Origin of the sequence: Lacisediminihabitans sp. H27-G8, from assembly GCF_046156175.1 — a bacterium.
In the GTDB taxonomy this organism is placed as follows: Bacteria; Actinomycetota; Actinomycetes; order Actinomycetales; family Microbacteriaceae; genus Lacisediminihabitans.
Genome location: NZ_JAYLVL010000001.1, coordinates 683,346 through 706,269, shown reverse-complemented (window position 1 = coordinate 706,269; position 22,924 = coordinate 683,346). Strand labels below are relative to the sequence as shown.

General features: G+C 66.6%; 25 protein-coding genes, 2 tRNA genes and 1 riboswitch. Of the genes, 14 read left to right on the top strand and 13 right to left on the bottom strand.

Going from position 1 to position 22,924, the window contains the following annotated elements; all coding sequences use genetic code 11:
* Positions 1-115 precede the first annotated feature (115 nt).
* Positions 116-227, top strand: a riboswitch (TPP riboswitch).
* A gap of 59 nt (positions 228-286) precedes the next feature.
* The 5 genes from VLI63_RS03385 to VLI63_RS03365 are packed head-to-tail and all read left to right on the top strand — an operon-like array spanning position 287 to position 4,610.
* The gene (locus tag VLI63_RS03385; RefSeq protein ID WP_409155502.1) at positions 287-907 is read left to right on the top strand and encodes an ECF transporter S component; all 621 of its coding nucleotides are present in this window, start codon (positions 287-289) and stop codon (positions 905-907) included.
* Between the two features lie 8 nt (positions 908-915).
* The gene (locus VLI63_RS03380; RefSeq protein WP_409155501.1) at positions 916-2,400 is read left to right on the top strand and encodes an ABC transporter ATP-binding protein; all 1,485 of its coding nucleotides are present in this window, start codon (positions 916-918) and stop codon (positions 2,398-2,400) included.
* On the top strand, positions 2,397-3,191 hold the full coding sequence (locus VLI63_RS03375; RefSeq protein ID WP_409155500.1) for an energy-coupling factor transporter transmembrane component T family protein: 795 nt from the start codon (positions 2,397-2,399) through the stop codon (positions 3,189-3,191). The genes VLI63_RS03380 and VLI63_RS03375 overlap by 4 nt, the downstream gene beginning before the upstream one ends.
* Complete coding sequence (locus VLI63_RS03370) at positions 3,178-3,750, top strand: AAA family ATPase (RefSeq protein ID WP_409155499.1); 573 nt, start codon at positions 3,178-3,180, stop codon at positions 3,748-3,750. Before VLI63_RS03375 ends, VLI63_RS03370 begins: the two co-directional genes overlap by 14 nt.
* The gene (locus VLI63_RS03365) at positions 3,747-4,610 is read left to right on the top strand and encodes a sulfurtransferase (RefSeq protein WP_409155498.1); all 864 of its coding nucleotides are present in this window, start codon (positions 3,747-3,749) and stop codon (positions 4,608-4,610) included. Before VLI63_RS03370 ends, VLI63_RS03365 begins: the two co-directional genes overlap by 4 nt.
* Positions 4,611-4,625: 15 nt before the next feature.
* On the opposite strand, the gene VLI63_RS03360 is transcribed toward VLI63_RS03365, so the two are convergent.
* The gene (locus tag VLI63_RS03360; RefSeq protein WP_409155497.1) at positions 4,626-5,372 is read right to left on the bottom strand and encodes a FadR/GntR family transcriptional regulator; all 747 of its coding nucleotides are present in this window, start codon (positions 5,370-5,372) and stop codon (positions 4,626-4,628) included.
* A 203-nt stretch (positions 5,373-5,575) separates the two neighbouring features.
* On the opposite strand from VLI63_RS03360, the gene VLI63_RS03355 reads away from it, so the two are divergent.
* Genes VLI63_RS03355 through VLI63_RS03345 form a run of 3 tightly spaced genes read left to right on the top strand, consistent with a single transcriptional unit; the run spans position 5,576 to position 8,907 of the window.
* The gene (locus tag VLI63_RS03355) at positions 5,576-6,490 is read left to right on the top strand and encodes a proline iminopeptidase-family hydrolase (RefSeq protein ID WP_409155496.1); all 915 of its coding nucleotides are present in this window, start codon (positions 5,576-5,578) and stop codon (positions 6,488-6,490) included.
* A gap of 53 nt (positions 6,491-6,543) precedes the next feature.
* Complete coding sequence (locus tag VLI63_RS03350; protein WP_409155495.1) at positions 6,544-7,983, top strand: APC family permease; 1,440 nt, start codon at positions 6,544-6,546, stop codon at positions 7,981-7,983.
* A 3-nt stretch (positions 7,984-7,986) separates the two neighbouring features.
* Entirely contained in the window at positions 7,987-8,907 is a 921-nt protein-coding gene (locus VLI63_RS03345; protein WP_409155494.1) for an acetamidase/formamidase family protein, read from the top strand.
* A gap of 3 nt (positions 8,908-8,910) precedes the next feature.
* Here VLI63_RS03345 and VLI63_RS03340 read toward each other — a convergent pair whose 3' ends face one another.
* The 7 genes from VLI63_RS03340 to VLI63_RS03310 all read right to left on the bottom strand — a co-directional run bounded on the left by VLI63_RS03340 (position 8,911) and on the right by VLI63_RS03310 (position 12,752).
* Positions 8,911-9,261 carry a metallopeptidase family protein gene (locus VLI63_RS03340; RefSeq protein WP_409155493.1) on the bottom strand — a complete coding sequence of 117 codons (351 nt, stop codon included), beginning with the start codon at positions 9,259-9,261 and terminating at the stop codon, positions 8,911-8,913.
* A complete protein-coding gene (locus tag VLI63_RS03335; protein ID WP_409155492.1) occupies positions 9,261-9,740 on the bottom strand; it encodes a DUF2017 domain-containing protein in 480 nt (159 codons plus the stop codon). The genes VLI63_RS03340 and VLI63_RS03335 overlap by 1 nt, the downstream gene beginning before the upstream one ends.
* The gene (gene clpS, locus VLI63_RS03330) at positions 9,737-10,021 is read right to left on the bottom strand and encodes an ATP-dependent Clp protease adapter ClpS (RefSeq protein ID WP_185201040.1); all 285 of its coding nucleotides are present in this window, start codon (positions 10,019-10,021) and stop codon (positions 9,737-9,739) included. The genes VLI63_RS03335 and clpS overlap by 4 nt, the downstream gene beginning before the upstream one ends.
* Before the next feature lie 91 nt (positions 10,022-10,112).
* A tRNA-His gene (locus tag VLI63_RS03325) sits at positions 10,113-10,185 on the bottom strand.
* Between the two features lie 185 nt (positions 10,186-10,370).
* Positions 10,371-10,994 carry an oligoribonuclease gene (orn, locus tag VLI63_RS03320; RefSeq protein ID WP_354574904.1) on the bottom strand — a complete coding sequence of 208 codons (624 nt, stop codon included), beginning with the start codon at positions 10,992-10,994 and terminating at the stop codon, positions 10,371-10,373.
* Positions 10,995-11,065: 71 nt separating this feature from the next.
* On the bottom strand, positions 11,066-12,313 hold the full coding sequence (locus VLI63_RS03315) for an MFS transporter (RefSeq protein WP_409155491.1): 1,248 nt from the start codon (positions 12,311-12,313) through the stop codon (positions 11,066-11,068).
* Between the two features lies 1 nt (position 12,314).
* Positions 12,315-12,752: a MarR family winged helix-turn-helix transcriptional regulator gene (locus VLI63_RS03310; RefSeq protein ID WP_409155490.1), complete on the bottom strand. Its 438-nt coding sequence runs from the start codon at positions 12,750-12,752 to the stop codon at positions 12,315-12,317.
* A 363-nt stretch (positions 12,753-13,115) separates the two neighbouring features.
* Here VLI63_RS03310 and VLI63_RS03305 point away from each other — a divergent pair, with 363 nt between their 5' ends.
* From VLI63_RS03305 to VLI63_RS03295, 3 genes are read left to right on the top strand one after another with little or no spacing between them, the layout of a single operon-like run.
* On the top strand, positions 13,116-13,325 hold the full coding sequence (locus VLI63_RS03305; protein WP_409155489.1) for an SCO4848 family membrane protein: 210 nt from the start codon (positions 13,116-13,118) through the stop codon (positions 13,323-13,325).
* 31 nt (positions 13,326-13,356) lie between these two features.
* Positions 13,357-13,635, top strand: coding sequence for an oligoribonuclease (locus tag VLI63_RS03300; RefSeq protein ID WP_409155488.1), 279 nt, complete (start codon positions 13,357-13,359; stop codon positions 13,633-13,635).
* Positions 13,636-13,647: 12 nt separating this feature from the next.
* Entirely contained in the window at positions 13,648-13,905 is a 258-nt protein-coding gene (locus VLI63_RS03295; RefSeq protein ID WP_409155487.1) for a thioredoxin family protein, read from the top strand.
* A 7-nt stretch (positions 13,906-13,912) separates the two neighbouring features.
* On the opposite strand, the gene VLI63_RS03290 is transcribed toward VLI63_RS03295, so the two are convergent.
* Positions 13,913-14,419 carry a MarR family winged helix-turn-helix transcriptional regulator gene (locus VLI63_RS03290; protein WP_409155486.1) on the bottom strand — a complete coding sequence of 169 codons (507 nt, stop codon included), beginning with the start codon at positions 14,417-14,419 and terminating at the stop codon, positions 13,913-13,915.
* Positions 14,420-14,481: 62 nt separating this feature from the next.
* Here VLI63_RS03290 and VLI63_RS03285 point away from each other — a divergent pair, with 62 nt between their 5' ends.
* Entirely contained in the window at positions 14,482-16,596 is a 2,115-nt protein-coding gene (locus VLI63_RS03285) for an MMPL family transporter (RefSeq protein ID WP_409155485.1), read from the top strand.
* Here VLI63_RS03285 and VLI63_RS03280 read toward each other — a convergent pair.
* Positions 16,571-18,934, bottom strand: coding sequence for an HAD-IC family P-type ATPase (locus tag VLI63_RS03280; protein ID WP_409155484.1), 2,364 nt, complete (start codon positions 18,932-18,934; stop codon positions 16,571-16,573). The genes VLI63_RS03285 and VLI63_RS03280 overlap by 26 nt on opposite strands.
* A gap of 362 nt (positions 18,935-19,296) precedes the next feature.
* Between VLI63_RS03280 and VLI63_RS03275 the strand changes: the two genes are divergently transcribed.
* Positions 19,297-19,368 (top strand) — tRNA-Arg (locus VLI63_RS03275).
* A gap of 42 nt (positions 19,369-19,410) precedes the next feature.
* Here VLI63_RS03275 and VLI63_RS03270 read toward each other — a convergent pair.
* The 3 genes from VLI63_RS03270 to mgrA all read right to left on the bottom strand — a co-directional run bounded on the left by VLI63_RS03270 (position 19,411) and on the right by mgrA (position 22,281).
* Positions 19,411-20,823: a hypothetical protein gene (locus tag VLI63_RS03270; protein WP_409155483.1), complete on the bottom strand. Its 1,413-nt coding sequence runs from the start codon at positions 20,821-20,823 to the stop codon at positions 19,411-19,413.
* Positions 20,824-20,930: 107 nt separating this feature from the next.
* The gene (locus VLI63_RS03265; protein WP_185201030.1) at positions 20,931-21,176 is read right to left on the bottom strand and encodes a hypothetical protein; all 246 of its coding nucleotides are present in this window, start codon (positions 21,174-21,176) and stop codon (positions 20,931-20,933) included.
* Between the two features lie 97 nt (positions 21,177-21,273).
* The gene (mgrA, locus tag VLI63_RS03260) at positions 21,274-22,281 is read right to left on the bottom strand and encodes an L-glyceraldehyde 3-phosphate reductase (RefSeq protein ID WP_409155482.1); all 1,008 of its coding nucleotides are present in this window, start codon (positions 22,279-22,281) and stop codon (positions 21,274-21,276) included.
* 109 nt (positions 22,282-22,390) lie between these two features.
* On the opposite strand from mgrA, the gene msrA reads away from it, so the two are divergent.
* On the top strand, positions 22,391-22,918 hold the full coding sequence (msrA, locus tag VLI63_RS03255; RefSeq protein ID WP_409155481.1) for a peptide-methionine (S)-S-oxide reductase MsrA: 528 nt from the start codon (positions 22,391-22,393) through the stop codon (positions 22,916-22,918).
* Positions 22,919-22,924 lie beyond the last annotated feature (6 nt).

Genomic DNA, 22,924 nt, shown 5'->3' with positions numbered 1-22,924 from the left:
CAATTCCCCGGCGGCACGCGGCGAATCCGCCGGGATCCGGCAGGCTGACCGCGTCCGGGCAAAGGTTGCGCGGGGGGCAATTATCGAGCACAGCACCCGTGCGCGGCGCTAAGCTTGTCGTGAACACGGGAGTCCGGTGATGCCGGGCTGAGAGGGAGCTTCTCCAAGCTCCGACCGTCGAACCTGATCTGGATCATGCCAGCGCAGGGAGGCAGATTTTCTCTCCGGGTTGTCGCATCCGCGCACAACTCATACCCGTGCCCTCACTCACGATTGGGGCACGACAATGAACGCAACCGCAACATCCTCTCGGCCGACCGCTCGACGCATCGACCCGCGCTGGCGGGTGGTGGACATCGTCGTCGCGAGTGTGCTCGGCGTGGCCAGCGCCCTGGTCTTCTTCGCCTGGAACCAGGTCTATGCCCCGGTGACCGCACCGCTCGAGGCAGTACTTCCCGGATCCCAGGCCCTCTTCTACGGCCTCTGGCTCTTCGCCGGGGTGCTCGGCGGGCTCGTCATCCGAAAGCCCGGCGCCGCGCTGTTCACCGAACTCGTCGCCGCCATCGTCTCCGCACTCCTCGGCGCGCAGTGGGGTGGTTTCGCCACGATCGAGGCCGGCCTCGTGCAGGGTCTGGGGGCGGAACTGATCTTCCTGGTGTTCCTCTACCACCGCTGGAATGTTGTGGTGGCCATGCTGGCGGGAGCCGCGGCGGGACTCGCGATGGCCGTCAACGACATCGTCGGCTACTACCTCGCCTCCGGTTCCACGTTCCAGGCGATCTATACCGTCTCTGGCATCCTCTCCGGCGCAGTGATCGCCGGGCTCGGTTCGTGGTTCATCGTGCGCGGACTCGCGCGCACCGGTGCGCTCAGCCGCTTCGCGTCGGGCCGCGTCGCGGCTCGCTGATCCCCGCCATGTCACCTCGACCCCTCACCCCGGCGACGCCGCTCACTGTCGACGCCCGCGGATGGGGATGGCGCCATGCCGGTCGTGCGGACTGGGCGGTGCGCGCCCTCGACCTGCGCATCGAGCCAGGCGAGCGGGTGCTGCTGCTCGGGGCGTCCGGGGCTGGCAAGTCCACTCTTCTGCAGGCGCTCGCCGGAGTGCTCGGAGGCGATGAAGAGGGCGAATCGATGGGGGAGCTGCTCATCGGGGGCAGCACTGCCGCGCACGCCCGAGGGCGGGTCGGGCTGGTGCTTCAGGATCCGGATTCGCAGGTCGTGCTCGCCCGGGTCGGCGACGATGTCGCCTTCGGCTGCGAGAACATGGGCGTTCCGCGCGAGGAGATCTGGCTCCGGGTGGAGCAGTCTCTGCGGGCGGTCGGATTGCCCCTGCCGCTGCGTCATCCCACGAGCGGACTCTCCGGTGGGCAGAAACAACGGCTCGCGCTCGCCGGGGTGATCGCGATGCGACCGGGCCTTCTGCTGCTCGATGAGCCGACGGCGAATCTCGACCCCGAGGGGGTGATCGAGGTTCGGGACGCGGTGGCTCGTGTGCTCGAAGCATCCGGCAGCACGCTCGTGGTGGTCGAACACCGCGTGGACGTGTGGTGGCCCCTGGTGGATCGCGTGGTCGTGCTCTCGCCGGGTGGGGGAGTCCTGGCCGATGGCACGCCCGAGCACGTCCTGCGCCGGGAAGGCGCGGCCCTTGCCGCCTCGGGAGTGTGGGTTCCCGGCCACCTGCCGCAGCATCCGAACCGCCGCCGACAGCCGGGCGAGCAGCTGCTGCACACCGATGCCCTCGCGATCGGGCGTGCCTCGGTGCTTCAGACCGGTCTCGACCTGGTCGTGAGAGCGGGGGAGTGCCTCGCGATCACCGGCCCGAATGGAGCGGGCAAGACCACTCTCGGGCTCACTCTCGGAGGGCTGCTGCCCGCGCTTGACGGGCGTGTCGCGGCCGATGGTCTCGCCGGAGGTCTCGGCGCCGATCCGCTGCGCTGGAAGTCCCGGGAGCTGGTCACCCGCATCGGCAGCGTGTTCCAGGATCCGGAGCACCAGTTCGTGAGTGGCACGGTCGCCGGCGAACTCGCGGTCGGGGCGCGAGCGACCGGACTGTCCGTCGCGGAGACGGCTCGACGCATCGATCCCCTGCTCGAACGACTCCGACTCGGGCACCTCACCGCGGCGAATCCGTTCACGCTCTCCGGCGGCGAGAAGCGTCGGCTGTCGGTTGCGACAATTCTCGTCACCCGACCGCCGCTCCTCGTGCTGGATGAGCCGACCTTCGGGCAGGATGCGCGCACCTGGGCTGAACTCGTCGCATTCCTCGCCGAACTCCTCGACGAGGGCAGCAGCGTCGTCGCTGTCACCCACGATGCTCACCTGGTCGACGCCCTCGCCGACACCGAACTGCGGATGTCGCGGGCCGGTCACCTGCTCGAGTCGAGGGTGCCCCGATGACGACCGCCGACATCCTCACCCCTCCGGCCGGAACCCGCGTGATCTATCGCATCAATCCGGTGGCCAAGCTCGCCGCGACCGCGGTGATCGGCATCGCTCTCGTGCTGTCGATCGACTGGGTCTCGGCATCCGTCGCGCTCGCCTGCGAGGCGGTGCTGTTCTTCTTCGCCGGTCTCGGCCCGCGGCAGTTCGTGCGCCGCACACTGCCGGTGGCGGTGGCGGCGCTCTTCGCAGCGGCCACGATCCTGCTCTACGGGCGGGCCTCCGGCACCAGCCATTGGCGCTTCCTGCTGGTGAACGTGACCGACGGGTCGATCGAACTGTGCGTGGCCACCCTGCTGAGGGTGCTTGCGATCGGCCTTCCGGCCGTCGTGCTCTTCGTCACTGTCGATCCGACCGATCTCGCAGACGGGCTCGCCCAGGTAGTGCGCTTGCCCTCCCGGTTCGTGCTCGGCGCTCTCGGCGGACTGCGTCTCGTCGGTCTGTTCGCCGAGGATTGGAAGTCCCTCGAACTCGCGCGCCGCGCCCGGGGGATCGCCGACCGCGGACGGTTGCGCCGTTTCGCCGGCCAGGCCTTCGCGCTCCTCGTGCTGTCGATCCGGCGGGGGAGCAAGCTCGCCACCGCGATGGAGGCCAGGGGCTTCGGCTCGTCGATACCGCGGAGCTGGGCGCGGGAGTCGCGGTTCGGCGGGCGGGAGAGGATGCTCGTTGCGCTGTCCTTCGTGATCGCGCTCGCCGCGGTCGGCACCTCGGTACTCACCGGGCACTGGAACTTCCTTGCCGGGGCCTGACGGCCTCGGCGTCGGCGCGCCCACCCTCTTGGCTCGCCTCCGCCGGGCAGCCCGCCCGGTCGTGCTCATCGATGGCGGTTCCGGCTCCGGTAAGACCACTCTCGCCGAAGCCCTCGCCCCCGCCCTCGTCGCCCAGCTCGTGCGACTCGACGACATCTACCCGGGCTGGGACGGACTGGATTCCGCGAGCCTCGCGGTTCACGACGACGTGCTCGCCCCGCTCGGTCCCGGCTGGCGTCGCTGGGACTGGGTCACCGAGACCGCGGCGGAATGGAAGGCGCTGGATGCCTCGCTCCCGCTGGTGATCGAGGGCTCCGGATGCCTCAGCCGCGCCAATCGCGCCCGCGCCACCTTCGGCATCTGGGTCGAACTCGATGCCCCGACTCGCAAGCAACGTGCGCTTGCGCGGGACGGCGACACGTACGCTCCGCACTGGGACCGCTGGGCCGCGCAGGAACGCTCCTTCGGCCTTCGTGAGCATCCCTGGTTCTTGGCCGACGTCGTTCTCAGCGACGAAGACGTCGTGAGACTGGTCGACGAGCTAGCGTCATCGGTATGACTTCGCCTTTCCTCACCGCCGTCCAACTCTCCGTCCTGCTCGATTCCCCGGTGCCGCCGGTTGTCCTCGACGCCAGCTGCGTGTTGCACCCGGCACAGTTCGATGGCGACTATCGGCGCGACTCTGGGCGTCCGCGCTGGCTCGAGGGGCACATCCCGGGATCGCAGCATGTTGACGTGCCAAGTCAGTTCTCTGACAGTACGGCGACCCTGCACTACACCCACCCCGACCCAGCGGCGATCGCGCGCGAACTGGCGGTCATCGGTGTCGGCGCCGCCGATGCTGTGGTGGTCTACGACACGACCGGCGGGCTCTTCGCTGCCCGCCTCTGGTACCTCCTGCGCTGGATCGGTGTCGACGTGCGGGTGCTGGATGGGGGCCTCGCCGCCTGGACCGCGGCGGGCAAGCAGACAGTGACCGGAGAGGAGCCCGTGCCGTTGCCCGCGCCCGCGTGGACCCCCTCGGCGACCCTCGAGTCGTGGGTGACCAAGGAGGAGCTGGTCGAGCGATCCGAATCGGATGCTCGCCCCCTGGTCTGCGGGCTGCCTGCGGGCAGCTTCACCGGCTCCGACCCCTCCCGGTACTCCCGTCGCGGCCGAATCCCCGGCAGCGTGAATGTCTCTTCGCGTGACCTGTTCGCCACCGACGGCACGGTGAAGAGCGACGAGTCCCTGCGAGAGGCCTATGCGGCGGAAGGCGTGACCGGCGATGAGGAAGTGCTGCTCTACTGCGGCGGAGGCATCTCGGCATCCGCCAACGCCCTCACCCTCGTCGAACTCGGCATCTCCGCCGTGCGCATCTACGACGGCTCACTGGAGGAGTGGTCTGCCGACGAGTCGCTTCCGCTCGCGCTCGGCTGACCCACCGCGAATGCGTCAGATGCCGGCTTGCTTGAGCGCCGACTCGAGTAGTTCGATGTCGATCTTCGCGTGCTCCCGCCCGATTGCGCTGGCTTCGTCTGCATTCCCGGCGGCGATCGCGTCGACGAGATTGATGTGATCGACGAGCGCTCGCGCCTCCATGGTCCTCATGCCCTCCGGCGAGCCCCAGAGGTGTGCAGGGGCGGCGATACTGATGCGCGATTCGAGTTCGATGACCACATCGCGCAGGGTCGCGTTGCCTGCCGCATCAATGATGGCGAGGTGAAGCAGTTCGTCGGCCTTCTGTGATGGCAGCCCCGAACCTGCGTTCCGAAACGCGTTCAACCTCTCATGCAGCACGGCGACATCCGTGTCACTCCGGTTCTCCGCCGCAGCGCCGGAGATCACCCCGTAGAGCCTGCTGAGCGCTTCGCTCGTGTCGCGGAGCGATTCCCAGCGCGCCGACAGTGTTCGGTGCACCGAGGCGCTCGACGATGTCGGCCATTGTTCACGCACGAACGACCCGCCCTCGCGGCCGCGTTGGGTTTCGAGCAGTCCCCGCTCCACGAGCCGGGCGAGCGCCGCCCTCACGGTCATGCGCCCCACCCGGAGGGATTCGGCGAGCGCTCGCTCGGATGGCAGTCGAGATCCCGGCAGATACTCACCGATGGCGATCGCGGTTATCAGCCGGTCGGTGATTTCGTCGATCCGGGAGGCCGTAGCGATCGGTCGTCCGAGTGCGCCAGCTCTGTCGTCTCCCACGGCTCCACCGTATCTCCGATCAGGGCGGCTGTCTGCGCGCGGGGAGCGGTGCCACCGCAAAAACCCCGCCCGTGTTACGACCGTATTAATTCCTTTCAAATGGTCTTCTCGTAAGACCATTGCACCTGCACAATGAGCAACAGCGTTTCCGTTCCCGGTAGTTCATCGAAGAATTACCCCTCGTTCTGCAAGGAGCCACCTGAATGTCGACAGTCTCCACCCTGCTCGTCCCGTTCCGCGAGTGGCAGACCTGGGTGCGCGTGACCACGCCGGATCGGCCGCGTTCCGGAACGATTCCGTTGGTGGTCCTGCACGGCGGTCCGGGTATGGCCCACGACTATGTGCGTAACCTCGCGGCGCTGGCCGATGAGACGGGTCGCACCGTCATCCACTACGACCAGCTGGGATGTGGAAGAAGCACCCACCTCCCTGATGCCGAGACCGAATTCTGGACGCCGCAACTCTTCGTCGATGAATTCGAGAACCTGCTGCGCCACTTCGGCTCTGGAAGCGTGCACGTGCTCGGTCAATCCTGGGGGGGAATGCTCGGGGCAGAGATAGCCGTTCGCCGGATTCCCCAGGTGCAGAGCCTGGCGATCTGCAACTCACCGGCGTCGATGCGCCTCTGGGCGCAGGGGGCTGCCGAACTGAGGGCACTGCTTCCCCAGGAGGTGCAAGATACCCTCGACCGCCATGAAGCGGATGGCACGGTCACCGACCCCGATTACCTGGAGGCCACCGGGGTCTTCTATTCCCGACACGTCTGCCGGATCGTTCCGACGCCACAGGATTTCGTGGATAGCGAGCTCCAGATGGAGGCAGAACCCACGGTCTACCACACGATGAACGGCCCGAACGAGTTCCACGTGATCGGCACCCTCCGCGACTGGAGCGTCATCGATCGCCTTGCCAGTGTGAGCGTTCCGACGCTCGTGGTGGCCGGCGAATTCGACGAAGCGACCCCCGCGACCTGGCAGCCGTTCCTCGACCTGATCCCGGGATCCATCGGCCACGTGTTTGCGGGAGCGAGCCACTGCACCCACCTGGAACAGCCGGAGGAGTTCCGGGCCGTCATCGCCCGCTTTCTCGACACACACGACCCGCAGCACGACCTGTAATAGCACCCCATCCGCAGTTCCCTTTCACACCCGCTTTAGAAAGAGAGTCATCCATGTCGATCCGCAGTGATTCCCCGGGAGCCTCCGAGCTCAGCTCGCAGGAGCAGCTCGAGTCCTACGGCTACAAACAGGAGCTGAAGAGATCCGTTTCCACGGTCGACCTGCTCATCTACGGGCTGATCTTCATGGTGCCCATCGCACCATGGGCGATCTTCGGCACCGTCTACAATGCCTCCGCGGGTATGGTGCCGCTGGTCTACATCATCGGTCTCGTCGCCATGATCTTCACCGCGCTGGCGTACGCGCAGATGGCCAAGTCCATCCCCCTGGCGGGATCGGTGTTCTCCTATGTCGGCCGGGGGATCAACCCCACCTTCGGGTTCTTCGCCGGCTGGGCGATCCTGCTCGACTACCTCCTCGTGCCGACCCTGCTCTACGTCTTCGCGGCCGAGTCGATGATCGGTATCTTCCCCGGATCAGCGCGCTGGATCTGGGCCCTGATCTTCGTCGCGGTGAACACCGTGGTGAACCTCCTCGGCATCTCCTCGCTCAAGCTGCTCAACCGCATCTTCCTGGCCATCGAGGTCGTGTTCATCGTGATCTTCGTGATCATTGCGGTGATAGCTCTCAACAACGGCACCATTCCCGGCGCCGAATTCACCACGGCATCGGTCTGGGACTCGAGCAAGGTCACCGGCCCGCTCATCGCCTCTGCCCTCTCGATCGCCGTTCTGAGCTTCCTCGGCTTCGACGGAATCTCGACCCTCGCCGAAGAATCGACGGGACGCCGCAACTCGGCGGGAAAGGCCATGATCATCGCCCTGTTCATCGTGGCGTTCTTCTTCGTACTCGAGACCTGGCTGGCGAGCGCCCTCGCGGCCGGCCGGCAGTCCTTCCCCGACAACGAGGTGGGAAACGCCTTCTTCAACCTCGTGCGGGATGCCTCCAACAGTGGCTGGGCGACGGCATTCTTCGTCGTCAACGTGCTCGCCGTCGGAATTGCGAACGCCATGGCGGCGCAGGCCGCGACTTCCCGTCTGCTCTACTCGATGAGCAGGGACCGCCAGCTTCCGAAGTTCCTGAGCAAGATCAACAGCCGCCAGGTCCCGCAGGCCGCGATCCTCACCGTCTCTGCGCTGTCGGCCATTCTGGTGCTCTTCTTCGTCGGCCAGATCGACGTGATCTCGTCGCTCGTGAACTTCGGCGCCCTCTTCGGCTTCATGCTCCTGCACGTGTCCGTCATCGTGCACTACATCGTGCGAAAGAAGTCGAAGAACTACCTGCTGCACCTTGTGGTGCCGGTCGTCGGATTCCTCATCATCGGCTACGTGCTGCTGAACGCCAACGACGCCGCGAAGATCGGTGGAATCGTATGGTTGGTCGTCGGGCTCGGCGTCTATCTCTACTACCGGTGGTCGGGGCGCAAGACACCAACCCTCGGCGAGGAGAACAACGAAGTCGTGCCGGCCACCGGAGAACGTGGAGAGCTGTAGACCATGGATCATTTCCTCGACAAGAGTCACGGCAAGCCCGGATTCTCCGCCTCCGGATCACCCGCACTGCGTATCGTGCCGGGCACCGGGGAGCGAATCGGATTCGAGACCAGCGATGCCGTCTACGCGGAGTTGCACGAGCACCACGATATGTCTCGCCTGACGGCACAGATCAACCCCGTGACCGGGCCAGTCTGGGTCGAGGGCGCGATGCCCGGCGATGCACTCAAGGTGACCATTCACGAGATCAGGCTGAAGGACTACGGCTGGTCGGTCAGCATCCCCGGGTCCGGGGCCCTTCAGCATGTGATGGGCGAGGAGATGTTCACCCGCAAGGTGCCGATCGACGCCGAGGGGGTCCACGTGACCAGCCGGCATGTGTTCGAAGCCCGTCCCATGATCGGATGCATCGGCACAGCGCCCGCGCAGGGCTCGAACTCCACCCTCATGCCCTCCTACCCGCAGGGTGGCAACATGGATGTCACGGAGGTGCGCCCGGGTTCGATCGTGTACCTGCCCGTGATGACCGAGGGCGCCCTCCTCTCGATCGGCGACATCCACGCGATCATGGCGGAGGGCGAGTCGTCATTCGTCGCGATCGAAGCCGAGGGCATCGCGGTAGTGAGTGTCGAACTCGTGACCGGCATGAGCCTGCGCGCTCCACGGATCGAGACCGCCGACGAGTGGATCTTCGTCGGCCTCGGGGCGCCCGTGCAGGAGAGCATCCGCCGCGGCTATGAAGACCTGTTCGGCTTCCTGGTCGATGATCTCGACTGGGATTCCGGCGATGCCTACGCCGTGTTGAGCGCCGTGGGCCACTCGCGGCTGGGTGGTCCGACCGGCTCGGTGGCACCCGACCCACTGCATCCCTTCGACGCGGTCGGGGCGGTGACACTGCACCGACTGCCCAAGAGCGTGCTGTGACCCTCAGCCCCACCCGAGGTCGTGCAGCTCGTCGTCGTCGATTCCGTAGTAGTGCGCGATCTCGTGCACGAGGGTCACGTGGATCTGGTCCTTCAGTTCCTCGAGATCTGCGGCGACGGCGAGCAGCGGCTCCCGGTAGAGGATGATGCGATCAGGCAGCTCCCCGAAACCGTAGTTGCCGCGTCGGGTGAGGTCGACGCCGTCGTAGAGTCCCAGGAGGTCGAGCGAGCCGTCCTCCGGGCGGTCCTCTGTCACGAAGACGACATTCTCGAGTCCGTCGACCATCTCGTCCGGCAACAGGTCGAGTTCATCGACCACCAGCCTCTCGAACTCTTCCGACCCCAGCGCCTGCATCAGTGGTCCAGGCAGTCGACGAGAGATCCCTGCACGAAGCCCAGCCAGTCGTAGAGATCGAGCAGCACCGGATCCTCCGACCCGAGATCGCCGTCCGCCTCGATGCCCAACCGCGCGGCGATCGTGAGTCGGATGTCCGTGAGCGACCGCACCCAGGCCTGGGCCGACTGCTCATCGACCTTCACCGCGGTCGGCGAGCTCGCCTGGGCTGCGGTGGCGAGGTCGGCGACGATGCGATGCGCGTTCGCACTCTTTCGGGAGGCCAGGTCGTCGGCGGTGAACCGGCGGAATTCGGCGGATGCCTCCACGTCGTTCGGGTAGGCGTCCGGAAGCAGTCGCTCCAATGCCGGGTCGGCGTCGTGGTCGGCACGAGAGTCGATCAGCTCGGACAGCTGGCTGGCGAGGAGCGAGAGTGTGCCGGCCTCGACCGGTTCGAAGACCGCGACGAACTGGTGGCGGGAGCGGCGAAAGGCCTTCACTCGTCCGCCTTGGCGAGGGTGGCCCACAGCCCGAAGTCGTGCATCGCTTCCACGTGGCGCTCCATCTCCTCGCGGCTGCCGGTGGCGACCACCGCGCGTCCGTCGTTGTGCACCTGCAGCATCCGCAGGTCCGCTTCGGCCCGCGTGAAACCGAAATAGCTGCGGAACACCCAGGACACGTAGTTCATGAGGTTGACCGGGTCGTTCCAGACGATGGTGACCCAGGGCGAATCGAGAACGGTCGACTCGACCAGCTCGGTCTGCTCGAGGACATCGGTCATAGGTCAACCCTCACACATGCAGAATGGCCCCGCGTTTCCGCGGGGCCATTCTCTTGACACATTGTTCTGCTGCACACCGTGCAACTCCCTGGGTGACCGACGGGGCTCGAACCCGCGACATCCGGCTCCACAAGCCAGCGCTCTACCAACTGAGCTACGACCACCATGCGTGCCGTCCACGATGATTCGCGACCGACACAACTCCACAAGCTTATTACAACCGAAGAAGTTTTGCTGCCGCGGCATCCGCGCGCGGTCGACCCGGTGCGCTTCGGGCACCCGGCGGTGCCCAGAGGGCACCCCGACCGGCCACGTCGACCCTTCGAGCGGCGTTGCGACTCGTCTGACGCTAGGAGAGGTGCGGCAGGAACTTCTCGACGACGGCTGCGGAAACAGCCTGAACGTCGTCGGTGGTGGGTCCCGGTTCGGCCACGAACACGGCCTTGCGGTAATAGTCGAGCTCGCGGATCGATTCGAGGATGTCCGCGAGTGCACGGTGCCCTCCGTTTTTGGCCGGAGCGTTGAAGTACACGCGGGGGAACCAGCGTCGGGAGAGTTCCTTGATCGACGAGACATCCACATTGCGGTAGTGGAGGTGGTTGTCGACGCGCGGCATGTACTTGGCGAGGAAGGTGCGGTCGGTGCCGATGGTGTTACCGGCCAACGGCGCGTGCTGCTCCGCGGGGATGAACTTCAGGATGTACTCGATCACGGCGAACTCGGCGTCCGCGAGGCTCACACCGTGGGGGATCGCCTCGATCAGGCCCGACTTGGTGTGCATGTCGCGCACGAACTCGCCCATGTTGTCCCAGGCGGCCTGGTCGGGCTTGATCACGATTTCGAAGCCGGGGTCGATGATGTTGAGGTCGAAGTCGGTGATGACCACCGCGACCTCCACGAGCTCGTCGATGGTGACGTCGAGCCCGGTCATTTCGCAATCGATCCAGACGAGGCGGTCGGTGTTTGCTGGCATCCGTGAATTCTATCGTCGGGTACCGATGCCGGCGGCTCGCGGCCGGGCCGGCATCGGCAGCGGGGGGGAGATCAGGCGGGTTCGCCGACGCCGATCGATTCTGCCTCGGCGAGAAGCGATTCCGGGCCGTTGTTCACGCGGCCGAGGAAGCGCACCCCCGAGAGCACCAGGATGGCGGCGATGAGCACGGATGCACCGGCGACGTAATACGGCACCGAGGGGCTGAACCAGATCGCGAGTTGTGCGGCGAGCGGCGGAGCGGCGGCCCCTCCGAGGAACCGCACGCCGGAGTAGGCGGATGACGCCACCGAGCGAGGCAATTCGGTCGCCTCCATCACGGATTCGGTGAGCACCGTGTTGAGGATGCCGAGCAGCAGCCCACCGAGCACGACGCAGACGATGAGTCCGAGCTTGCTGCCCGCGAAGATGCCCGCCGCCACGAGGTCGAGGGTGAGCAGGGGAAGGACGAGCGTGAGTGCGGTGGTGCGCTTCATCCGGGCCGTGAGCAAGGGTGCGATCCACACCGACGCGATGGCGACACAGAGTCCCCAGCCGAAGAAGATGAGGCCGAGCTGGAGGGCGGCGCTCTCCTTGGGCAGCTCGAGCGCGAAGGGGGTCCAGGCCAGCAGCGTGAAGAATCCGATGTTGTAGAACAGCGCGGCACCGGCGAGTATCGCGAGGGCGGGGTTCCCCAGCGCCCAGAACGGGGCCGAAAGCTTCGTGGCCACCCGGGCGGACCTGTCTTCCTTGCCGAGCAGCACGACGATCGCGACGAAGGCGATCGCCATGAGTGCCGCGGTACCGAAGAACGGTCCGCGCCAGCTCACGCTGCCGAGCAGACCGCCGAGGAGGGGACCGATCGCGATGCCGAGGCCGAGTGCGGCTTCGTAGAGGATGATCGCCGATGACGTGCCGCCGCTCGCGGCGCCGACGATGGTCGCGAGCGCCGTCGAGATGAAGAGGGCGTTACCGAGACCCCAGCCGGCGCGGAAGCCGATCACGGCCTCGACGCTGCCGCTGAGTGCGGCGAGCAGCGCGAACACGACGATGAAGGCCAGACCGATCATGAGCGTCTTCTTGGCGCCGATGCGGCTGGAGATCCAGCTGGTGAAGAACATCATCACGCCGGTGATCAGCAGGTAGCTGGTGAAGAGGAGTTCGGTCTGGGCCGCGGTCGCCGACAGCTCGTGGGCGATCGCCGGGAGGATCGGATCGACGAGGCCGATACCCATGAAGGCGACGACACAGGCGAAGGCGACGGCCCACACCTCCTTTGGCTGCTTCAGGATGCTCGTTCCGGAGGATTGTTCGTGGACCATGTCAGGCCCCCTTTCGTACGGGGTTGGTGAGGGATTCGAGGATGGTGACGGCGCGTTCGAGGGTGTCTGTCTCGTCGGCGCTCAGGTCCGCGAACATCGGCTGGAGGGCTGTGCCGAGTTCGATGCGCCAGGCGGCGAGGGCGTTCGTGCCCTTCTCGGTGATGGCGATCAGCCACGCGCGTGAGTCCGCGACATCTGCGATCCGGTAGATCAGCTCGTCCTCCGCGAGGTTCTGGACGAGTTTGGTCATGGTCGGCTGGGTGACGCGGCTGGCCTTGGCGAGATCGCCGATGCGGTACGAGCCGTCGCTGGCGAGGATCGACAGGGTGCGCCACACGGCGGCGGGAGTGGTGCTCCCCGTCGCCTGTGCGGCAACCCTGGTGAGGCGGTTGGCCTCGACGATCAGTTTCTCGACGAGGGGACGTTCTCTTTCAGGCATAGAAAAACTATATAGCAAAACTATATAGTTTGTCTATGTGCGGCCGTGAGCCGTGAGCCGTGAGCCGTGAGCCGTGAGCCGTGAGCCGGCTGAGGGCGCGGGTACGCTGTGTTGGGGTGCGCGGTGCGCGGGTGCGCTGCGTTGGGGTGCGCTGTGCGCGGGTGCGCTGCGTTGGGGTGCGCTGTGCGCGGGTGCGGCGTGTGCGGGTGGAGCGGACGTGCCGGGGCTGCCGCGCTTCCCTGCGTCCGAGAGCGGAGATCCCGCGCGACGCGCCGCCTGAGGCCCGCGACACACCGCGGCCCGCGAGGATGTCCGCTCTCGGGCCTGCGGACCGGCATCCGTCACGACCCTAGGCTGGAGGGTGTGACCCTCCTCGCCATCCTGCTCCTCGTCAACGCCGCCTTCGCCGTGATCGTCTGGCCCACCTTCTACCGGCGGGTGGCGAAAGACAGCCGGGCACGGGACGTTTCGGGCGCGGCAACTCGGTTTCTCCGCGTGCATCGGGTGATCGTGGGCATCGCCTACCTGATCGCGGCGGCCTCGGCCGTGGCCGCGATCGTCTCCTTCTTCTGAGGTTGCCACCCGGTCGTGGTACTAATGGAGCATGACTGACGCGCAACCGACCCTTTCCCACGGCGACGAATACATCGCCATCTACTCGGGCGGTCCCAATGACGGGCGCACCGACACCCGTATCTCCACCGACGGGGGCTTCGACACCGAGATCACGGTGCTCACCGCTGTCGGAGGCAAAGAGACCCTCACGGACTACACCCTGGTCGACTTCACCGAGGTCGGTGGCACGTATCACGTGAACTACACCTTCGACGCGAAGGACAGCGAGCCCTTCGATGCTCCGGAGGACCGCGGCGACCGCCAGTAGCCGATTCGCGCCGTGCAGCTTCTCTTCTTCTCTTCGGCCTTCTGCGATCCGTGCATCCAGACCAGGGCCGTGCTCGACCAGGCGTCGAAGCTCGTTCCCGCGCTGAAGATCGCTGAACTTGATGTCGCCGCTCACGGCGACGAGGCGGAGCGGGCGGGCATCCGCTCGACTCCGACGGTGATCGTGCTCGCGGATGGCGCGGAGGTCTTCCGCGCCGAGGGCGCCCCCAGCCTCGACCAGGTGCTCGTCGCCCTGGCGAAAGCGGTCTGAGTACGACTCAGTCGGCCGCGGGGATCGCCCCCCGGAACACTCCGATGACCTCGGAGAGGAATCTGGTCACCACTGCGCTCTCCTCCGCGGGGAGGGCGGCGGTCACCCGCGTCACCCCCGCGATCATGGGCTCGAGCGTCGCGAAGGCCTCCTGAACCGATGCCGGCGTCGGCACCACGACGACCTTTCGCCGGTCGTGGGCGTGCGGTTCGCGATGCACATGACCGAGAGCGGTGAGCCGGTCGACCATGACCGTGGTGGCCGCGGTCGAGATGCCGAGGCGATGGGATAGGTCCGTTGGGGTGAGCGGTCCGCTCGTCATCAGGTGTTCCATCGCCGACAGGTCGGTGTCGTTGACGGACAACGAGTGGCCGACGTGCTTTTGAAATCGGGTCGAGAGGGCGGAGATCTCGCGAAGCTGCTCCGCGATGACCTGGGGCGTCACGGCTTGAGCACTGACGTCTTCGGAAAGCTCCGGCGCGATCGGCACCCTCGACTTGCGCGAATCTTCCATAACAGACATGCTAAACGATGTGATAGCTAAATAAACTAGCTACCAATCGATGTGGAGGAATCGTGACCGCGATCTGGCGTTTCATCAGCGGCCGACGGACGGCATGGATCGTGCTCGTCGGCACCATCGTGGCTGTCGGGCTGCTCTTCTCGCTCCTTCCGAAGAACTCCGGCGACAGCTTCCCCAGCACCGGGCTCCCCTCGAGCAGCCAGGCCGCCCAGGTCGATGCGGCGCTGGCCAAATTCCCTTCCGCGGAGCAGACCGCCGCGATTCTCGTCTGGAGCCGGGGCGACTCGACCCTCACTGCCGCCGATCGTGGCGCGATCGCCAGCCGCGCTGCCGCCCTCGGCGAGCTCTCGACCGCTCCCCGCGCCACCGCCCCGCAATTCAGCGATGACGGCAAGGCGGCCATCTCGGTCGTGCCCCTCAGTGTGAAGGCCGTCGACAAGGATGTCGCGGGCACCGCCGACTCGCTGCGGACCGCCGCGGCGAAGAACCTGCCGACCGGACTCGACAGCTACCTCACCGGAGGCGTCGGATTCCAGGCCGACATCACCAACGCCTTCGCCGGCGCCGACTTCAAACTCCTCCTCGTCACGGTGATCGTCGTCGCCGTCTTGCTCATCGTCACCTACCGCAGCCCCGTGCTCTGGATCGTGCCGCTCGCCGTCGTCGGCACGGCGGACGGTCTCGCCGGAGCCGTCGTCACCGCTCTGGCCAAGCCATTCGGTATCACGCTGGATGCGTCGGTCAGCGGCATCCTCTCAGTGCTGGTCTTCGGCGCGGGCACGAACTACGCCCTCCTGCTCGTCGCACGCTATCGGGAGGAGCTGCTGAAGATCGAGGACCGCTCGGTCGCGATGCTCACCGCGGTGAAGAGCGCGGGACCGGCGATCGCGGCCAGCGGCGGCACCGTGGCGCTGAGCCTCATCACTCTGCTCTTCGCGGAGCTTGCCGGCAACCGCGCCCTCGGCTTCGCCTGTGCCATCGGTGTGGTCGTGGCCATCCTCTTCGCCCTCATCGTGCTTCCCGCAGCGCTCGTGGTGTGCGGCCGCGGACTGTTCTGGCCCTTCGTGCCGCGCGTGCGCGAGGCATCCGCTGTGGTGAAGGACGGCTTCTGGACCCGACTGGGCCGCGGAGTCTCGCACCGCCCGGTGATCATCACGGTGCTCTCCGTGGCCGTCGTGGGGGTGTTGACCCTCGGGCTGTCCGGCTTCTCCGTCGGTTTGTCGCAGACCGAGCAGCTGCTCGGCAACCCGGAGTCGGTGGTCGCCCAGAAGATCGTCGACAAGTCCTTCTCTGCCGGTCTCACCAGCCAGACGACAGTACTCGCCCCCGAGGATGCCGCGGCAGATGCCACCTCGATCGCGAAGGGCGTCTCCGGCGTCGACTCCGTCACCCCGGGGGAGAGCGCCAACGGGCTGACCCAGCTCAACGTGTCCCTCACCAGCGCTCCCGGGAGTGACGCGGCTTTCAGCACGATCACCAAGCTCCGGTCGGCCTACGCCGACCAGTCCGGCGCGGTCGGAACGACGATCGTCGGCGGGCGGGATGCGACGGCCCTCGACAGCCTCACGACCTCGCAGCGCGACCAGGACCTCATCATCCCGATCATCCTGGCGATCGTGTTCGCCATCCTCGCCATCCTGCTTCGGTCGCTCATCGCCCCCGTGCTCCTGATCGCGAGCGTGCTCGCGACCTTCTTCGCGAGCCTCGGCGCGGCGAACTGGATCTTCACCCACCTGCTCGGCTTCCCCGCCTTCAACACCAATGTGATCCTGTTCGCCTTCCTGTTCCTGGTGGCCCTCGGCGTGGACTACAACATCTTCCTCACCACCAGGGCGCGGGAGGAACGAGAACTGCACGGCACCTCGGAGGGGATGATCCGAGCGCTGTCATCGACGGGTGCGGTGATCACGAGCGCCGGCATCCTCCTCGCGGCGGTGTTCGCGGTGCTGGGGGTACTGCCTGTGGTGGCGCTCACCCAGATCGGCGTGATCGTCTGCATCGGGGTGCTCTTCGACACCCTGGTGATCCGCACCGTGCTCGTGCCAGCGATGGTGTTCATCACGAAGGACTTCTTCTGGTGGCCGTCGCACCGTCGTGCGCACAAGCACACATCATCGACGGACCCCGGCACACCCACGGAGACTAAAGTCGCGGCGGGACAGCGCTGAGCGGAGCTCTTCGTGAGGTCACCCGGAAGATGATCTCGATGGCGAGGCAACCCGTAGCCGCTACTCCGAATGCGACCGCCAAGAGCGGGCCGGTCGGCAGGGTGAACGCGAGGAATGTGCGCACGAGCGGCACGAGGAAACAGGCTGCCTGTACGGTCGCCATGGTGAGCAACAGCGCGTAACGCCGTGCGGTCAGGGGGCGCGCCGACACCACGAGCACCCAGAATCCCACGATAGACAGCGCGATCGCCGCTGCGGTGGACATCTCGCTGTTCGAAAAACCTCCGGAGAGGCGGGCGAATGCGAGCACCACGACGATCACCGTCGCGGTGACTGCTCCGGCCGGGAGCGAGAACGTCAGCGAGCGGCGCAGGAAACCCGGCCGGTACGGCTTCTGTTGCGCGGCGAGCGCCAGAAGCAGCGCCGGGATGCCGATGGTGAGGCCGTCGGTCGGAGCGAACTGGCGGGGCAGGAACGGGAACTTCCAGAGCAGCGCCCCCACGACGATCGACAGCAGGATGGCGTAGGTGGTCTTGGTGAGGAACAGTTTCGACACTCGCTCGATGTTCACGATCACGCGTCGGCCCTCCGCGACCACCTTGGGGAGCCGGGAGAACTGCCCGTCGAGCAGGATCATGCGGGCCACGGCTTTCGTGGCCGAAGCCCCCGATCCCATCGCGATGCCGATGTCGGCGGCCTTGAGGGCCAGCGCATCGTTCACGCCATCACCGGTCATGGCCACCACGTGTCCGCGCTGCTGCAGGGCCCGAACCATCTGCCGCTTCTGGGCCGGCGTCACCCGGCCGAAAACCGAGTTCATTTCGAGGACCTCGCCCATCGCCGCGAGGTCTGGGGGGAGCTCACTCGCGTCGTAGCCGGAACCCTCGAACTGGATGCCCACCGCGCGGGCGATGGTGGCGACGGTGTGCGGGTTGTCCCCGGAGATCACCTTCAGCTCGACTCCCTGCGCTCGGAAGTAGGCGACGGTCTCCGCCGCATCCGGCCTGATGGTCTCGGCGAAGGTGACGAGAGCGACCGGTTGTAGAGAGCCGGGCAAGCGGTGTCCGGCGACAGCTGCCTCGCTCAGGTGATCGACGCTGTGGGCGAGCACCAGGGTGCGGAGCCCGCGCGCGAGGAGGCCGGAGAGGCGCTTCTGCAGGTCGGGATGCGTATCGGGGAGGTGCACGAAGACCATCTCGGGCGCTCCCAATACCCAGGTGCCCCGTGACGCTCCCTGCGAGATGCCGAGCGCGCTCCACTTGCGCTCCGATGAGAACGGCGCGTATCTGCTCGGCCGCAGGTCTCCGTCCGGGAAGGCGGCCCGCAGGCAGCGCGCCGTCGCATTCGCATCGTCGTCGGCACCGAAGCAGCCCAGCACGGCCTCCCAATCCGCTGATTCGGCACCAGCCATCTCGCCGTCGGCCTCGATCGGATAGGCACCATCGAAGGCGATGGCGCCGTCGGTCAGCGTGCCCGTCTTGTCGAAGCAGAGAGTGTCGACCCTGGCGAGGATCTCGATGGCCGCGATCTCCTGCACCAGAACCTGGGATTGTGCGAGTTTTGCCGCCGCAAGGGCGAAAGAGATGCTGATCATGAGGATCAGGCCCTGCGGGATGACGCTGGACGCGCTGGCCACTGTGCCGATCAGGGCCTCTCGCCAGTGCCCGGACCGGATCGCCGCATCCCATCCGCCCGCGGCGTGCATCTGCGCGTTCATGACGAGGATGATCAGGGGAGCCAAGCCCCAGCTCACCCACCGGACGATGCGATTGGCCGCATTGCGGAGCTCGGAATTGACCAGGGAGAAGCGCTTCGCCTCCGCGGTGAGTCGGCTCGTGTAGGAATCCGCGCCGACCCGCACCACGCGGGCCGTGCCGTGCCCGGCGGCGACGGCGGATCCGGAGAGCACCGTGTCGTCCGCCCGCTTTCCCACCGGGACGGTCTCACCGGTCAATTGCGACTCGTCGATCTCGAGACCGACCTCGCTCACGATCACCGCATCGGCCGGCACCTGGTCTCCCACCCGGAGCACTAGCAGATCATCGAGCACGACCAGTTCGGTGGCGATCTCGTGGGTTTCGCCCCCGCGAAGGACCCGGGCCGGGGTCGCGTTGAGAAGGGCGAGAGAGTCCAGGAGTCGTTTGGCGCGGAACTCCTGAAACACCCCGATCAGCACGTTGGCGAGGGCGGTGAGCCCGAACAGCCCGTCCTGCCAGTCGCCGAAGAGAATGAGCACCACCGTGCCGGCACCGACGACCGCGTTGAAGAGGGTGAACAGGTTGGCGCGAAGGATGTGTCCGAAGCTGCGGCTGGATCCGCTGGGAAGGATGTTGGTCACCCCCGCGCGGACGCGAACCGCCACCTCGGTGTGATCCAGTCCGCTATCGGCAAGCCGCGCGGCATCGACCGGGGGGAGGGCGGGCCGGTGGGGGGGCGCGAACGGATCGGTACCCGGGAGGGACTGCGGAGAGGGCTCGATCGCCTCAATCTACTAGATGGCTCATCCCGAGGATGGCGGCTCGCACGGTTCTGTGCGCGCCCCTAGCGATATCCGTCTAGAAGGTCCAGACTCGGTTTCCAGAGGACTGCAGCGCTGCGGACGTTGCCTCAGACCCGTCGGGCAAGGGTCAGGCGAGAACTGGTGTGCGGCGCTGCAGCAACGGGCGATGCACGCCCGCGTAGTAATCTGGGGACCGTCCTCCCCCCGTAGCTCAGCGGAAGAGCGTGTGGTTTCTACCCACTTGGCCGGGGGTTCGAATCCCTCCGGGGGGACCCAGCGCCAGTCAGTGCGTTGTTCTTCGTGCCCGATTCGGGTCAGCCGCGCCACTCGTCGTGCTGGTGCTCGTCGTGATTGTGCTCGTCGTGCTGGTGCTCGTCGTGATTGTGCTCGTGGTCCTGATGATCGTCATGATTGTTCTCGTGGTCACCATGATGGTCATCGTCGGAGCCGGAGTTCTGGTCCGCTCCAGAATCGTGCGACGCGTCCCCGTGCTCGGCATCCGACTCGACGATTTCACCATCGATGATGTGGGACTCGGACAGGGAAGGTTCGTTCTGCTCGGGCTCCGTGTGGTCGGGCCCCGTGTGGTCGGGCCCCGTGTGGTCGGGCCCCGTGTGCTCGGGCCCCGTGAACGCGGACGCGGTGTGGTCTGGCGCGTTGCTCTGCGGCTCTGCGGACCCCTGAGGCGGAATTCCCCCGAAGATGGATGCTTCAGAGACATCGTGCGAGGAGGTGTCGGCAGGCTCCACCAGAGGATGCGGCTCATCGCCCACGGGCACGGCGGACTCAGCGGGCACGGCGGACTCAGCGGGCACGGCGGACTCAGCAGGCACGGTGGCTTCGGGAGAGCTGAAACTCGGTTCGATCAGGCCCGCCGCGGGCACCTCGGGCTTGGCGGTGGCTCCTTCGAGCCGAGCGGCGTCGACAGCTGCCGCTTCGGCAGGCGAGGGTACTACCCCGCGAGGAGGATCGACCTCCGTCTCGACGGTGGCCGGGACGGGGGCAGCCGCGGCAGCGAGGCCGGCGGCAGTGACTCCGGCAGCGGCGGCGCCAGCGGCAGCGGCTCCGGCGGTGACGGCCGCGGTGGACTCGACCAGCGGAGCCTGGATCGGCGCGGGCGACGGTGGCCGGGTGAACGGCGTGGTCGTGACGGTGGTGATCGGACCGGTCTCCGTGACCTGCTGCGCGGCCCATTTCTGCTGCTGGTGCACGAGCTCCTGCTCGCTAGCCGAGGAGTCATAGGCCCAGGAGTCGAGGTCGTTCTTGAAGAGCTTCTTGGCGCGGCTCGGGCGTCCCTGCCATTCGATCAGGCGGTCGCGGAATACAAGCAGGGACTGCTCGGCCTGGAAGCTGAACGAGATGGCGTTGCGCTTCATCCCCGCGATCTCGTGGCGCGACCAGTCGGCTGCGAGCGCGGTTCCCGCGATCGGCAGAAGGCGCAAGCGGATCTCGGCGTCGCCGATCAGGTGGTCGATGTGCTGCTGCTCGGGGGCCGGGAGCGTGTTCCACACGGCCGCCTTGCGCGCCGCGCTGATGAGAGCGGTGACGGCGGATGCCCGCACCTCCCGCTCGCTCAGCTCGATCACCTTGCGGGCCGACACGCGGCCGATCGCGGCAGCGACGATGCCCGCCACCACGATGGCGACGAACGGGATGACCGCCGTCGACACGATGCGCCACCCGTCGTCGGAGTTGAGCCAGTCGAGAAAGTCGGTCCACCATTGCATGGACGAACTTTAACCCGGCCACAGGCGACATTCAGCAATCGCCCGTGGCGAGTCTCCAACTGGTTTCGGCCCGGTTCAGCCGCGGGAATAGTGGAGGCGAGCGGAAATCAGAAGCCGAAACAATCCACCGCGTCATCCATGCTCCAGAATTCGCCCATCTCCACGAAGCGGCGCTGGCGCGCGATGAACCGCTTGGCGCGGAAGCGGAGTCCCGCGCGCACGCGGAACTGCTCGACATAGCCGAGCACGTCGCCCGAGGGGCGCGTCACCCGCCAGAGCTCGTCGTGCAGTTGCACGAGGTGGAGCCCGGGGCGGGTGACGGCCTGGGAGCCGGTGAAAGCGAGAGTGGTCATGCGCGTTCCTTCACGTCTCGAGGATGCCCTCGAGTGTCAGCCGGCCCGGTTGTCTGTGTGGTGTTCACAGTAGGTGGGGCCGCTGACATCCGCGCCGCTACCGGTCGCTGGTACCGTCTACCGCGAATGGCTCGATCGCGGCGACCTCCTCGTCGGTGAGCGGAGCGCTCGACAGCGCCGCGATGTTGTTCTCCAGCTGGGCGACGCTCGACGCCCCGATGAGAGCCGAGGTCACCTGCGGATGACGCAGCACCCAGGTCAGCGCGAGTTGCGCGAGGCTCTGGCCGCGGCCCTTCGCGATCTCGTTGAGGGCGTTCGCCCGCTCGAGGTACAGCTCGCTGATGTTTTCGGAGTTGATCCAGCGGCCCTCCGCTGCCCGCGAATCCGCCGGGATGCCGCTGAGGTACCGGTCGGTGAGCATGCCCTGGGCGAGGGGCGAGAAGACGATGCTGCCCATGCCGAGATCATCCAGAACCGGAAGGAGACCCTCGGTCTCGATGTGACGGTCGAACATGTTGAAGCGCGGCTGGTGGATGAGCAACGGGATCTTGTGCTCGGCGAGAGCCGTGTAGGCGGCGACGGTCTGCTCGGTGTTGTAGTTCGAGATGCCCGCGTAGAGCGCGCGACCAGAGGTGACGGCGGTGGCGAGTGCCCCCATCGTCTCCTCGATCGGGGTCTCCGGGTCGGGGCGGTGGGAGTAGAAGATGTCCACATAGTCGAGGCCCATCCGACCGAGGCTCGCGTCGAGCGAGGAGAGCATGTACTTGCGCGATCCCCACTCACCGTAGGGCCCCTCCCACATGTCGTAGCCGGCCTTGGTGGAGATGATGAGCTCGTCGCGGTGCGGACGGAAGTCATCGGCGAAGATGCGGCCGAAGTTGGTCTCGGCGCTCCCCGCGGGCGGTCCGTAGTTGTTGGCGAGGTCGAAGTGGGTGACACCGAGGTCGAAGGCGCGGCGCAGGATGGCGCGCTGCGTGTCGATCGGGCGATCGAATCCGAAGTTGTTCCACAGGCCGAGCGAGACGGCGGGCAGCTTCAGGCCACTACGGCCGACGCGGTGATAGTCGAGGGACTGGTAGCGGTCTGGATTGGCGACATAGGTCATGGTCCAAGCCTAGAGGCGGCTGTGAGTGAGGAATGGTGCCGAGCGGCATGGTGTTGTCTTGAGAGGCAGCGATGCTGCCATCCCCATAAGCGGAAAGTAGGCTCCTCGCATGCAAACATTCGTACTCGCCGGTGGCTGTTTCTGGTGTCTCGACGCGGTGTACCGCACTCTTCGCGGGGTCAGTGACGTCGTCTCCGGCTACACCGGAGGTGTCACCAAGAACCCCGACTACGACGCCGTCTGCACCGGGATGACCGGTCACGCCGAGGCGGTCGCGGTCACCTTCGACCCCGAGATCATCCCGGCGGATGTCATCCTCGACGTGTTCTTCTCCCTGCACGACCCGCGCCAGCTCAACCGGCAGGGCAACGATGTGGGCACGCAGTACCGCTCGGCCATGTTCTACGCGGATGACGCCCAGAAGGAGCAGTTCGAGACCGCTCGCGATCGCGCATCCGGGTACTGGGATGGCGGTCTCGTCACCGAGATCTCGCCGCTCGGCACCTGGTACGAGGCCGAGAAGTACCACCAGGACTTCTTCGCCAAGAACCCGGGCCAGGGCTACTGCATGGCGGTGGCGCTTCCCAAAGTGAACAAGATCCGTAAGTCCTTCGCGGAGTACGTGCTCGCTTCCTGAGCGGTG

Coding starts and splice junctions, on each gene's coding strand:
- VLI63_RS03315 (WP_409155491.1), bottom strand. CDS start 12,313: ATGGTCCACGAACAATCCTCCGGAACGAGCATCCTGAAGCAGCCAAAG.
- VLI63_RS03290 (WP_409155486.1), bottom strand. CDS start 14,419: ATGGAAGATTCGCGCAAGTCGAGGGTGCCGATCGCGCCGGAGCTTTCC.
- VLI63_RS03310 (WP_409155490.1), bottom strand. CDS start 12,752: ATGCCTGAAAGAGAACGTCCCCTCGTCGAGAAACTGATCGTCGAGGCC.
- msrA (WP_409155481.1), top strand. CDS start 22,391: ATGCAAACATTCGTACTCGCCGGTGGCTGTTTCTGGTGTCTCGACGCG.
- VLI63_RS03385 (WP_409155502.1), top strand. CDS start 287: ATGAACGCAACCGCAACATCCTCTCGGCCGACCGCTCGACGCATCGAC.
- VLI63_RS03265 (WP_185201030.1), bottom strand. CDS start 21,176: ATGACCACTCTCGCTTTCACCGGCTCCCAGGCCGTCACCCGCCCCGGG.
- VLI63_RS03340 (WP_409155493.1), bottom strand. CDS start 9,261: ATGCAGGCGCTGGGGTCGGAAGAGTTCGAGAGGCTGGTGGTCGATGAA.
- VLI63_RS03355 (WP_409155496.1), top strand. CDS start 5,576: ATGTCGACAGTCTCCACCCTGCTCGTCCCGTTCCGCGAGTGGCAGACC.
- VLI63_RS03300 (WP_409155488.1), top strand. CDS start 13,357: ATGACTGACGCGCAACCGACCCTTTCCCACGGCGACGAATACATCGCC.
- VLI63_RS03270 (WP_409155483.1), bottom strand. CDS start 20,823: ATGCAATGGTGGACCGACTTTCTCGACTGGCTCAACTCCGACGACGGG.
- VLI63_RS03380 (WP_409155501.1), top strand. CDS start 916: ATGTCACCTCGACCCCTCACCCCGGCGACGCCGCTCACTGTCGACGCC.
- VLI63_RS03365 (WP_409155498.1), top strand. CDS start 3,747: ATGACTTCGCCTTTCCTCACCGCCGTCCAACTCTCCGTCCTGCTCGAT.
- mgrA (WP_409155482.1), bottom strand. CDS start 22,281: ATGACCTATGTCGCCAATCCAGACCGCTACCAGTCCCTCGACTATCAC.
- clpS (WP_185201040.1), bottom strand. CDS start 10,021: ATGACCGATGTCCTCGAGCAGACCGAGCTGGTCGAGTCGACCGTTCTC.
- orn (WP_354574904.1), bottom strand. CDS start 10,994: ATGCCAGCAAACACCGACCGCCTCGTCTGGATCGATTGCGAAATGACC.
- VLI63_RS03375 (WP_409155500.1), top strand. CDS start 2,397: ATGACGACCGCCGACATCCTCACCCCTCCGGCCGGAACCCGCGTGATC.
- VLI63_RS03345 (WP_409155494.1), top strand. CDS start 7,987: ATGGATCATTTCCTCGACAAGAGTCACGGCAAGCCCGGATTCTCCGCC.
- VLI63_RS03350 (WP_409155495.1), top strand. CDS start 6,544: ATGTCGATCCGCAGTGATTCCCCGGGAGCCTCCGAGCTCAGCTCGCAG.